Origin of the sequence: Rubrivivax gelatinosus IL144 (genome assembly GCF_000284255.1) — a bacterium.
GTDB lineage: Bacteria > Pseudomonadota > Gammaproteobacteria > Burkholderiales > Burkholderiaceae_C > Rubrivivax > Rubrivivax gelatinosus_A.
Map to the genome: position 1 here is coordinate 3,534,081 of NC_017075.1, position 11,328 is coordinate 3,545,408.

The following is an 11,328-nucleotide window of genomic DNA, read 5'->3' on the forward strand; positions in this document are numbered from 1 at the left end:
TGCCTTTTCTTTTTTCCGCCGTCTTCACGCATCATCGTCCTCCGGTGAGCAGTCCCAATCCCGCCCTCGTCACCCAGCGCGGCGCGCGCTCCCTGCCGCGGCTGGCGCTGCTGGTGTTCTGTGCCGCGTACGTGCTGCCCGGCGTCTTCCACCGCGACCCCTGGCGCAACGCCGACCTCGTCGCCTACGGGCTGATGTCGGCGATCGCCGAAGGCCGGACGTCCTGGCTGTCGCCGACGCTGGGCGGGGTGCCGGCCGACGCCGCGCTGCTGCCGCACTGGCTGGGCGCGCTGGCGATCCAGTGGCTGGGCCCGCTGTTCGGCGACGGCGCCTTCGCCGCGCGCGTCCCGTTCGCGCTGCTGCTGGCGCTGGCGATGGTGCTGGTCTGGTACACGACCTACTACCTCGCGCGCACCCAGGCCGCGCAGCCGGTGGCCTTCGCCTTCGGCGGCGAGGCCGACCCCGTGGACTACGCGCGAGCGATCGCCGACGGCGCGCTGCTGGCGCTGATCGCGACGCTGGGCCTGCTGCAGCTGGGCCACGAGACGACGCCCGAACTCGGCCAGCTGGTCGGCGTGGGCCTGTTCATGCTGGCGCTGGCGATCGCGCCGTTTCGCCGCTGGCAGCCGCGCGTGGCCATCGTCGCCGCACTGCTGGTGCTGGCCGGCAGCGGCGCGCCGGCCACGGCGCTGGGCATCGGCCTGGGCGGCGTGCTGGTCTGCATGCGCTCGGCCTACGACACGGTGCGCCGCTTCGCGCCCTGGGTGGCCGCGGCGACGCTGGCCTCGGCGGCGCTGGCCGCCTGGCTGGGCGCCTGGCAGTGGCGCGCCTCCTGGCCCGACGCCGACGACGCCGTGACGCTGGCGCGCCAGTGGGCCTGGTTCCTGTGGCCGGCCTGGCCGCTGGTGCTGTGGACGCTGTGGCAGTGGCGCCGCCATCTGACGCACCGGCACATCTCGGTGCCGCTGGTGACCGTCGTCGTGGCGATGGTCGGGGCGATCGCGACAAACATGAACGAGCGCCTGCTGATGCTCGCCATCCCCGGGCTGGCGGTGCTGGCGGCGTTCGCGCTGCCGACGCTCAAGCGCACCAGTTCGGCGGCGATCGACTGGTTCTCGATGTTCTTCTTCACCTTCGGCGCGATCGCGATCTGGTTCTTCTACGTCGCGATGCAGACCGGGGTGCCGGCCAAGCCGGCGGCCAACGCGCTGCGCCTGGTGCCGGGCTACGTCGTGCGCTTCGAGCCGGTGGAACTGGCCTTCGCGCTGGCCGGCACGCTGGCCTGGTTATGGCTGCTGCGCTGGCGCACCGGGCGCCACCGCGAGGCGCTGTGGAAGAGCATGGTGATCCCGGCCGGCGGCGTCGCGCTGTGCTGGCTGCTGCTGATGACGCTGTGGCGCGCGCCGCTGGACTACGCGCGCAGCTCGCGCCCTGAAGTCGAACATCTGCGCGCCTATGTCGCCAGCGGCGGCTGCATCGCCGCGCCGGGCGCACCGTCGGTCGCGGTGGCGGCGCTCGAGGTCTTCGGCCGCTACCAGATCGACGCCAGCCCCGATGCCGTGAACGGCCGCTGCGACAACCTGCTGTACCGGGTGCGCGGCGTGAAGCCGCCGCCGGCGCCGCCGGGCTGGGTGCACGTGGCGACGCTGCAGCGCATGCAGGACCGCGGCGAGCGCTTCGCGCTCTACCGCCGTCAGGCCGCGCCGGCGGCCGCCGTCGAAGCGCCCGAGGCCGCGGCGCGCTGACGCAGCCGCGCCGCCGGGAACACGAGGCGGAAACGCGAGCCCCGGCCGGGCTCGCTGGCGACGTCGATCTCGCCGCCGTGGCGCTGCACGACGTGCTTGACGATCGACAGCCCCAGCCCGGTGCCGCCGGTCTCGCGCGAGCGGCTGCTGTCGACGCGGTAGAAACGTTCGGTCAGCCGCGGCAGGTGCTCGCGCGCGATGCCGACGCCGGTGTCGGCGACCTCGATCTCGGCGCTGCCGTCGTCGCGGGTACGGAAACGCAGGTCGATGCGCCCGCCTTCGGGCGTGTAGCGCACGGCGTTGCCGACGAGGTTGCCGATGGCGCTGAGCAGTTCGGTGTCGCTGCCGGCGATCTCGCAGTCCTCGCCCCCGGCGGCGCTGATCTCGTGGCGCCCGGCCGACAGCGCGCGGCCGTCGGCTTCGGCGCGGCGCAGCAGCGTCGCCACCGGCCACCAGCGGTCCGGCGGCGGCCGCGGGCTGCCTTCGAGCTGCGCCAGCGTCAGCAGGTCGGCGACCAGCGCCTGCATGCGGTTGGTCTGCTGCTCCATCAGTTTGAGCACACGCTCGCGCTCGACCGGCGTCAGCGGCAGCGAGGCCATGGTCTCGACGAAGCCGGCGAGCACCGTCAGCGGCGTGCGGATCTCGTGCGAGACGTTGGCGACGAAGTCGCGGCGCATCGCGTCGGCGCGCTCGCGCTCGGTGACGTCCAGCGACAGCACCAGGCGCAGGCCTTCGCCGTACTCGCGCACGATGACCGAGAAGCTGCGCCGGCCCAGCGGGTCGACCAGCATCAGCGGCTGGCTGAAGTCGCCGACCTGCAGGAACTGCACGAAAGCCGGCTGGCGCACGAGGTTGGTCACGCGCTGGCGACGGTCGCGCACCGGGTCCAGGCCGAAGTGGTCGGCGGCCTCCGAGTTGCACCACTCGATCTGGCCGCTGGCGTCGAGCATCATGACGCCGTTGGGCGAAGCCTCGATGGCCGACAGGAACTGCTCCAGGCGCTGGCGCTCGCGTTCGATCTGCGTCTCGCGCTGGCGAAAGCCCCGCTCCACGCGGTAGCCGAGTTCGCCCCAGAAGCCGGTGTCGCGCGGCGCGCCACGCGTCTGGTCGCCACGCAGCCAGTTCAACAGCCGGCGCGCGCGCCAGCCTTCGACGGCGGCCGCCAGCGCGGCGAAGAAGGCGGCGCCCAGCGGCGCGCCGATGCCGGGCTGGCCGACGGAGCGGCCGACGACGTCGCCGACCAGCGCGCCGAGCGCGCCGGCCAGCATCGCCCAGATGGCGCGCGACAGCAGTGCACCCATGAGGGGATCAGGCGGCGACGCTGCCCAGTTGCTGCGTCATGCGGTAGCCGGCGCCGCGCACGGTCTCGATCAGCGCCGAGCACTGCACCGGCGCCAGCGCCTCGCGCAGGCGCTTGACGTGCACGTCGACCGTGCGTTCCTCGATGAACACATGGTCGCCCCAGACGCGGTCGAGCAGCTGGGCGCGGCTGTGCACGCGCTCGGGGTGCGTCATCAGGAAGTGCAGCAGGCGGAACTCGGTGGGCCCCATCTTCACTTCGCGCAGCTCGTCGTCGACGCGGCGCGTGACGCGGCGCGTCGCCGGGTCAAGCTTGAGCCCGGCGACCTCGACCGGGCTGTCCAGCGCCTCGGGCGCCTTGCGGCGCAGCACGGCGCGCATGCGCGCCAGCAGTTCCTTCGGCGAGAACGGCTTGGTCAGGTAGTCGTCGGCGCCGGCGTCGAGGCCGGCGATCTTGTCGGCCTCCTCGTTGCGCGCCGTCAGCATGATGATCGGGATCTCGCGCGTGCGCGCCTCGCCACGCCAGCGGCGCGCGAGCTGCAGGCCGCTCTGGCCGGGCAGCATCCAGTCGACCAGCACCAGATCGGGCAGCACGCGGTCGACGGCGGCCTGGGCCTGGTCGGCCGTGGCGGCGATCGTCACCTCGTAGCCGGCGTGGCGCAGGTTGATCGAGATGAGTTCGGCGATCGCCGACTCGTCTTCGACGACGAGGACATGGCTCATCGTGCCTCCTGTTTCCTCAGCGCACGACGTTCTCGACCGCCTCGACCGAGGCGTGCCGCACGTCCGTGCCCTTGACGACGTAGATGATGGCCTCGGCGAGGTTCTTGGCGTGGTCGCCCACCCGCTCGATGGCCTTGGCGACGAAGACCAGGTCGATGCTCGAGGAGATCGTGCGCGGGTCTTCCATCATGTAGGTGATCAGCTTGCGCAGCAGGCCGTCGAACTCCTGGTCGATCTGGTCGTCCTGCTTGAGCACCTCGAGCGCACGCGCGGTGTCCAGCCGGGCGAAGGCGTCGAGCGCCTTGCGCAGCTGGGCCAGCGCCAGGTTGGCCTCGAAGTCCAGGTCGGCCACCGGCAGGCGCAGGCGGCTGGAGACGCCGGTGTTGATCAGGCGCTGCACGGTGCGCGCGATGCGTGCCGCCTCGTCGCCGACGCGCTCGAGGTTGCCGATCGTGCGGCTGACGGCGATCAGCAGGCGCAGGTCGCGCGCGGTGGGCTGGCGGCGGGCGATGATGGCCGACAGGTCGCGGTCGATCTCGACCTCGAACTGGTTGACGCGCTCCTCCTGCTGCAGCACTTGCGAGGCGGTCTCGCCGCTGAACTGGGTCAGCGCGTACAGCGCCTGCGCAACCTGGGCCTCGACGAGGCCGCCCATCTCCAGCACGCGGTTGGAGATGCCGCTCAGCTCGGCGTCGAATTGCGTCGAAAGGTGTTTGTCGGTCATGGGTGGGTCCTCGACGCGAAGGGCATCAACCGAAGCGGCCGGTGATGTAGTCCTCGGTGTCCTTCTTCTTCGGCTTCATGAAGATGTCGGTCGTGGCGCCGAACTCGACCAGGTCGCCCAGGTACATGTAGGCGGTGTAGTCGGAGCAGCGCGCCGCCTGCTGCATGTTGTGGGTGACGATCAGCACCGTGTAGTCGCTCTTGAGCTCGTGGATCAGCTCCTCGATCTTGCCGGTGGAGATCGGATCCAGCGCCGAGCAGGGTTCGTCGAGCAGCAGCACCTCGGGCTTGATGGCGATGCCGCGCGCGATGCACAGGCGCTGCTGCTGGCCGCCGGACAGGCCCGCGCCGCTCTGGCCCAGCTTGTCCTTGACCTCGTTCCACAGCGCCGCCTTCTTCAGCGCCCACTCGACACGCTCGTCCATCTCGACGCGCGGCAGCGACTCGAACAGCCGCACGCCGAAGGCGATGTTGTCGTAGATCGACATCGGGAACGGCGTCGGCTTCTGGAAGACCATGCCGACCTTGGCCCGGATCAGCGAGACGTCGGTGCGGCTGTTCAGGATGTTCTCGCCGTCGAGCAGGATCTCGCCTTCGGCGCGCTGCTCCGGGTAGAGCTCGAACATGCGGTTGAAGGTGCGCAGCAGCGTGCTCTTGCCGCAGCCCGACGGGCCGATGAAGGCCGTGACCTTGCGCTCGGGGATGTCGAGGTTGATGCGCTTCAACGCATGGAAGCTGCCGTAATAGAAGTTCAGGTCTCGGACCGAGATCTTGACCTTCTCGGTCGTCGGAATGTCCACGGGACGATCCATCGCGAGTCGCCTTATTGCTTGTTGCGGAACAGCACGCGGGCGAGGATGTTCAGCCCGAGCACGCCCAGCGTGATGAGGAAGACGCCGGCCCACGCGAGCTTCTGCCAGTTCTCGTAGGGGCTCATCGCGAACTTGAAGATCGTCACCGGCAGGCTGGCCATCGGCTGGCTGATGTCCAGCGTGAAGAACTGGTTGGACAGCGCGGTGAACAGCAGCGGCGCGGTCTCGCCCGAGATGCGCGCCAGCGCCAGCAGCACGCCGGTGATGACGCCGGCCAGCGAGGCCTTGAGCGTCACCGCCGAGATGACCTTCCACTTCGGCGTGCCCAGCGCGTAGGCCGCCTCGCGCAGCGAGTTCGGGATCAGGCCGAGCATCGTCGCCGTCGTACGGACGACGACCGGGATGACGATCAGCGCCAGCGCCAGCACGCCGGCGAAGGCGGAGAAGCTCTTCGTGTGTGCCACCACCGCCGAGTAGACGAACAGGCCGACGACGATCGACGGCGCCGACAGCAGGATGTCGTTGATGAACTCGGTGGTGCGGCCCAGCCAGGTGCGCTGGCCGTATTCGGCGAGGTAGATGCCGGCGAGCACGCCGATCGGCGTGCCGACGAAGGTCGCCAGGCCGACCATCACCAGCGAGCCGACGATGGCGTTGGCCAGGCCGCCGATCTCGGCCTGCGGCGGCGGCGTCGACGCGGTGAAGACCTGCAGCGTCAGCCCGGCGTAGCCCAGGCGCACGGTCTCGACGAGGATCCAGACCAGCCAGAAGACGCCGAAGGCCATCGCGCCCAGGGCCAGCGTCAGCGCGATGACGTTGACGCGCTTGCGCCGCGAATGCATCGCCAGGCGGGCGGCGCCGAAGGAGTCGGTGAGGCTCACGCGCGGCTCCCTTCGCCCTTGCGCAGGCGAACCAGCAGCAGACGCGACAGCGCGAGGACGACGAAGGTGATGAGGAAGAGCACGAGGCCCAGATAGATCAGCGAGGCCTGGTGCAGGCCGGCCTCGGCCTCGGCGAACTCGTTGGCCAGCGCCGAGGTGATGCTGTTGGCGGCTTCGAACAGCGACAGCGAGTCGAGCTGGTTGAAGTTGCCGATGACGAAGGTGACGGCCATCGTCTCGCCGAGCGCGCGGCCCAGGCCGAGCATGATGCCGCCGACGACACCGGTCTTGGTGTAGGGCAGCACGACCTTCCAGACGACCTCCCAGGTCGTCGCGCCGAGGCCGTAGGCCGATTCCTTCAACATCGGCGGCGTGACGTCGAAGACGTCGCGCATCGTCGCGGCGATGAAGGGGATGACCATGATCGCGAGGATGATCCCCGCCGACAGGATGCCGATGCCCACCGGCGGGCCGCTGAACAGCGCGCCGAGCACCGGCACCTCGCCGAACACGGTCTGCAGCGGCGCCTGCACGAAGCTGGCAAGGATGGGGCCGAAGACCAGCAGGCCCCACATGCCGTAGACGATGGACGGCACCGCGGCGAGCAGCTCGATGGCGATGCCCAGCGGCCGCTTCAGCCACTTGGGCGCCAGCTCGGTGAGAAACAGCGCGATGCCGAAGCTCACCGGCACCGCGATCAGCAGCGCGATCAGCGAGGTCGCGACCGTGCCGTAGATCATCACCAGGCCGCCGAACTTCTGCTGCACCGGATCCCAGTCCTTGGACCAGAGGAAGCCGATGCCGAATTCGTGGATCGCCGGTGCGGCGCCGATCAGCAGCGAGATGATGATGCCGGCCAGCAGGGCCAGCGTGAGAAGCGCGGCGCCGTGGGCCAGCGCCGAGAACAGCGCGTCGGCCCAGGGACCGTCCCGCCGCTTGCGCGGCGGCTGGCCCTTCGGGGCCGCTCGTGCCATGTCGCGATCCTGCTCGTAAGGGGTCGCGGGGAGTGTAGCGGCCAAGAGGAGCTCCGGTTCCCTGGTGACGTGTCGATCGGATGGCCGATTACTTGAAGGCGATCGCCTTGCCGGCGCCGTCCTTCAGTTCAGCCGCCCACTGCTTGCGGATCAGATCCTTGACCGCGGCCGGCAGCGGCACGTAGTCCAGCTCTTCGGCCATCTTGTCGCCGTTGCCGTAGGCCCAGTCGAAGAACTTCAGCGAGGCCGAGGCGCTGGCCGGCTTGTCCTGCGCCTTGTGCATCATGATGAAGGTGGCGCCGGTGATCGGCCAGCTGTCCTTGCCGGGCTGCTCGGTCAGCACCTGGTAGAAGCTCTTGGCCCACTCGGCACCGGCGGCGGCGGCCTTGAAGGCACTGTCGTCCGGCGCGACGAAGTTGCCGGCATGGTTCTTCAGCAGCACGTAGGCCATCTTGTTCTGCTTGGCGTAGGCGTACTCGACGTAGCCGATCGAGTTCGGCAGGCGCTGCACGAAGGCCGAGACGCCTTCGTTGCCCTTGCCGCCGGCGCCGGTCGGCCAGTTGACGGCCGTGCCTTCACCGACCTTGGCCTTCCACTCGGCGTTCACCTTCGACAGGTAGTTGGTGAACAAGAAGCTGGTGCCGGAGCCGTCGGCGCGGCGCACCGGGGCGATCTTCGAGTCGGGCAGTGCGACGCCCGGGTTCAGCGCGGCGATCGCCGGGTCGTTCCACTTCTGGACCTTGCCCAGGTAGATGTCGCCCAGCACCTGGCCGGTGAGCTTGAGCTGGCCCGGCTTGATGCCCGGCACGTTGACCACCGGCACGACGCCGCCAATCACCGTCGGGAACTGGATCAGGCCGTCCTTGGCCAGTTCGGCATCGGTCAGCGGCGCGTCGCTGGCGCCGAAGTCGACCGTCTTGCCGCGGATCTGGCGCAGGCCGGCACCCGAACCGACCGACTGGTAGTTGATGCGCACGCCGCTGGCCTTGTTGTAGGCATCGGCCCACTTGGCATAGATGGGAGCGGGGAAAGAGGCGCCGGCACCGGTCACGTCCTGGGCCCAGGCCAGGGAGCTGCCGAGCGCCATCGTGGCGGCCAGCGCGATACCGCGGGAGAGATTCAAAGTCATCGAATGCACCTTGGGGTGGATGAACGAAGGGGTCCTCGTGCTTCGGGTTGCACTCTAGAAAGCCTTCGTGACGGCCATGTGACACCCCGGGGCCCGGCTGTCATCGACGCACAGCCGTCATGCCGCGGTCACGGGAACGTCACGAACGCTGCCTAGCCTTGCGCCCGACGATTTCCCTTCAGACCGGAGACCCTTAGATGACCCGCACTCCCCGCCTCTTCCTCGGCGCCCTGGCCGTCACGGCCGCGGCCTGGCTCGCCGGCTGCGCGACGACGCCGGCCCCGGCGTCGATCGCCGACACGGCCGCGCGCACGCCCGAACTGTCGACGCTGAACCGCCTGATCCAGGAAGCCGGCATGGCCGACACGCTGCGCGCCGCCGGTCCGTACACCGTCTTCGCGCCCAGCAACGAAGCCTTCAAGGCCGTGCCTGCCAAGACGATGGCCGAACTGGAAGGCAACAAGGAGCTGCTGAAGTCGGTGCTCGGCTACCACGTGCTGCAAGGCAAGGTCGCGTCGGCCGACGTCAAGGACGGCCAGGTCGCGACGCTGCAAGGCGCCAAGGTCGCGGTGTCGCACGCCGGCGACTTCGTCACCGTCGACGACGCGCTGGTGCAGAAGGCCGACGTGCCGGCGACCAACGGCGTGATCCACGTCGTCGACCGCGTGCTGATGCCGCCGAAGAAGTAATTGAAAAGGCCGCTCGCGGCGGCCTTTGGCGTGAAGACGAGCCGCCCGGCCTCCCGGCCCGCGGCTCGTCGGCGTTTTCAGCCGCGCGCGGCGGCCGCCGCCAGGCGCTCGGCGCAGCGGCGGCCGAGTTCGCCGTCGCGGGCCTCGACCATCACGCGCAGCACCGGCTCGGTGCCCGACGCGCGGATCAGCACCCGGCCGCCGTCGCCCAGTTCGCGCTCGACGGTCTCGCGCGCATCCTGCAGCGCGGTGTTGCGCGTCCAGTCGCTGCCGTCGGGCAGGCGCACGTTGAGCAGCGTCTGCGGGAAGAGCTGCACGCCTTCGAGCAGCGCGGCCAGCGGCTGGCCGGCGCGGCGCACCGCCTGCAGCACCTGCAGCGCGCTGACGATGCCGTCGCCGGTGGTGTGGCGGTCCAGCGCCAGCAGATGACCCGAGCCTTCGCCGCCGAGCTGCCAGCCGCGCGCCACCAGCTCCTCGAGCACGTAGCGGTCGCCGACCTTGGCACGCACCATCTGCACGCCGCGGCGCTGCAGCGCCTGCTCGACGGCGATGTTGGTCATCAGCGTGCCGACGACGCCCGGCACCGGCCGGCCCTGGGCCAGGCGGTCGTGGGCCAGCACGTACAGCAGCTCGTCGCCGTTGTAGAGCCGACCCTCGGCGTCGACGATCAGCAAGCGGTCGGCGTCGCCGTCGAGCGCGATGCCGTAGTCGGCGCGGTGCTGGGCCACCGCCGCCACCAGCGCCTTCGGCGCCGTCGCGCCGACACCGGCGTTGATGTTCAGGCCGTCGGGCTCGCAGCCGATCTTCACCACCGTGGCGCCGAGCTCGTGGAAGACGTCCGGCGCGACGTGGTAGGCGGCGCCGTGGGCGGCGTCGACGACGATCTTCAGGCCGCGCAGCGACAGGTTGTGCGGCACCGTGCTCTTGCAGAACTCGATGTAGCGGCCACTGGCGTCAGCGAGGCGGCGGGCCTTGCCCAGGCCCGCGGAGTCGACCCACTGCGCCGGCTCCTCCAGCACCGCCTCGACGTCGCGCTCCCATTCGTCGGGCAGCTTCTCGCCGGCAGCGGAGAAGAACTTGACGCCGTTGTCGGCGAACGGGTTGTGCGAGGCGCTGATGACGACACCCAGGTCCAGCCGCAGCGCGCGCGTCAGGTAGGCGACGCCCGGCGTCGGCAGCGGGCCGCTCAGCAGCACGTCGACGCCTGCCGAGGCGAAGCCGGCTTCGAGCGCCGACTCGATCATGTAGCCCGAGATGCGTGTGTCCTTGCCGACCAGCACGGTCGGGCGGGCGCTGCTGCGGCGCAGCACGCGGCCGACGGCGTGGCCCAGCCGCAGCATGAAGTCCGGCGTGATCGGGGCGCGGCCGACGGTGCCACGGATGCCGTCGGTGCCGAAGTGGTTTCTGCTCATGGAGGGATTGTCGCGTTTGGCGGCGCCGTCCGGCGCCCCCGAGACCGTGGAGTTGAGCCGCCTCAGACGGACGGGCGGGAAGCGGCGACCGCCGCCCAGAGCTTGAGCGCGTCGACGGTGGCGCCGACGTCGTGCACGCGCACGATGCGCGCACCGCGTTCGACGGCCATCAGCGCCGCCGCGACGCTGGCGACCAGGCGCTCGTCGACCGGACGGCCGGTGACCTTGCCCAGCGTCGACTTGCGCGACCAGCCCAGCAGCAGCGGCAGGCCTTCGGCAAGCAACTCGTGCTGGCGCGCCATCAGCTCGAGGTTCTGCTCGGAGGTCTTGGCGAAACCGATGCCCGGGTCTAGCGTGATGCGCTCGCGCGCGACGCCGGCGGCTTCGAGCACGGCGACCCGCTCGCGCAGGAAGGCGGCGACCTCGGCGACGACGTCGCCGTACTCGGTCAGGGCCTGCATCGTGCCGGGCTCGCCGCGCATGTGCATCAGGCAGACGCCGGCCGTCGTATGCGCGGCCAGCGCGTCGACGGCGCCGGGCCGGGCGAGCGAGCGCACGTCGTTGACGATGTCGGCACCGGCGTCGAGCACGGCGCGCATCAGCTCCGGCGTGCTGGTGTCCACCGACACCGGCACACCCAGCGTCACCGCGTGGCGCACCAGCGGCAGCACACGCGCCGTCTCCTCGGCGAGCTCGGGCGTGCGCGAGCCCGGGCGTGTCGACTCGCCGCCGATGTCCAGGATGTCGACGCCCTCTTCCAGCAGCCGCTCGCAGCGCGCCTTGGCGGCGTCGAGCTCGGCGTAGCGGCCGCCGTCGGAGAACGAGTCGGGCGTGACGTTGACGATGCCCATGACCTGCGGACGCGACAGGTCGATGCGGAAACGGGCGGTCTGCCAGACGGCAGCGGGGCGGTCGTTCATCGGAACCTCGGTTTCAGGGCC

The 11,328-nt window shown here is 70.5% G+C and carries 11 protein-coding genes; 2 read left to right on the forward strand and 9 right to left on the reverse strand.

The genetic code is table 11. The annotated features are described in order from the left end of the window. The first annotated feature begins 44 nt into the window (after window positions 1–44). Window positions 45–1,745, forward strand: a complete 1,701-nt coding sequence (locus tag RGE_RS16125) for a hypothetical protein (RefSeq protein WP_014429512.1) — start codon at window positions 45–47, stop codon at window positions 1,743–1,745. Here the strand turns inward: RGE_RS16125 and phoR are convergent. The 7 genes from phoR to pstS all read right to left on the reverse strand — a co-directional run bounded on the left by phoR (window position 1,694) and on the right by pstS (window position 8,286). Beyond that, the gene (gene phoR / locus RGE_RS16130) at window positions 1,694–3,046 is read right to left on the reverse strand and encodes a phosphate regulon sensor histidine kinase PhoR (RefSeq protein WP_014429513.1); all 1,353 of its coding nucleotides are present in this window, start codon (window positions 3,044–3,046) and stop codon (window positions 1,694–1,696) included. The two genes, RGE_RS16125 and phoR, sit on opposite strands and share 52 nt — an antisense overlap. A 7-nt stretch (window positions 3,047–3,053) precedes the next feature. Further along, entirely contained in the window at window positions 3,054–3,767 is a 714-nt protein-coding gene (phoB, locus tag RGE_RS16135) for a phosphate regulon transcriptional regulator PhoB (RefSeq protein ID WP_014429514.1), read from the reverse strand. A 16-nt stretch (window positions 3,768–3,783) separates the two neighbouring features. Continuing rightward, window positions 3,784–4,491, reverse strand: coding sequence for a phosphate signaling complex protein PhoU (gene phoU / locus RGE_RS16140; protein ID WP_014429515.1), 708 nt, complete (start codon window positions 4,489–4,491; stop codon window positions 3,784–3,786). 25 nt (window positions 4,492–4,516) lie between these two features. Continuing rightward, entirely contained in the window at window positions 4,517–5,302 is a 786-nt protein-coding gene (gene pstB / locus RGE_RS16145) for a phosphate ABC transporter ATP-binding protein PstB (RefSeq protein WP_043784190.1), read from the reverse strand. A gap of 11 nt (window positions 5,303–5,313) precedes the next feature. Further along, a complete protein-coding gene (pstA, locus tag RGE_RS16150) occupies window positions 5,314–6,183 on the reverse strand; it encodes a phosphate ABC transporter permease PstA (RefSeq protein ID WP_014429517.1) in 870 nt (289 codons plus the stop codon). Next, entirely contained in the window at window positions 6,180–7,157 is a 978-nt protein-coding gene (gene pstC, locus RGE_RS16155; protein ID WP_014429518.1) for a phosphate ABC transporter permease PstC, read from the reverse strand. Before pstC ends, pstA begins: the two co-directional genes overlap by 4 nt. An 88-nt stretch (window positions 7,158–7,245) precedes the next feature. Beyond that, a complete protein-coding gene (pstS, locus tag RGE_RS16160; RefSeq protein WP_014429519.1) occupies window positions 7,246–8,286 on the reverse strand; it encodes a phosphate ABC transporter substrate-binding protein PstS in 1,041 nt (346 codons plus the stop codon). Between the two features lie 197 nt (window positions 8,287–8,483). Here pstS and RGE_RS16165 point away from each other — a divergent pair, with 197 nt between their 5' ends. Then, window positions 8,484–8,975 carry a fasciclin domain-containing protein gene (locus RGE_RS16165; protein WP_014429520.1) on the forward strand — a complete coding sequence of 164 codons (492 nt, stop codon included), beginning with the start codon at window positions 8,484–8,486 and terminating at the stop codon, window positions 8,973–8,975. Between the two features lie 77 nt (window positions 8,976–9,052). On the opposite strand, the gene glmM is transcribed toward RGE_RS16165, so the two are convergent. Both glmM and folP read right to left on the reverse strand, forming a co-directional pair. Further along, entirely contained in the window at window positions 9,053–10,387 is a 1,335-nt protein-coding gene (glmM, locus tag RGE_RS16170) for a phosphoglucosamine mutase (protein WP_014429521.1), read from the reverse strand. A gap of 62 nt (window positions 10,388–10,449) precedes the next feature. Then, window positions 10,450–11,307 carry a dihydropteroate synthase gene (gene folP, locus RGE_RS16175; RefSeq protein ID WP_014429522.1) on the reverse strand — a complete coding sequence of 286 codons (858 nt, stop codon included), beginning with the start codon at window positions 11,305–11,307 and terminating at the stop codon, window positions 10,450–10,452. Window positions 11,308–11,328: the final 21 nt, after the last annotated feature.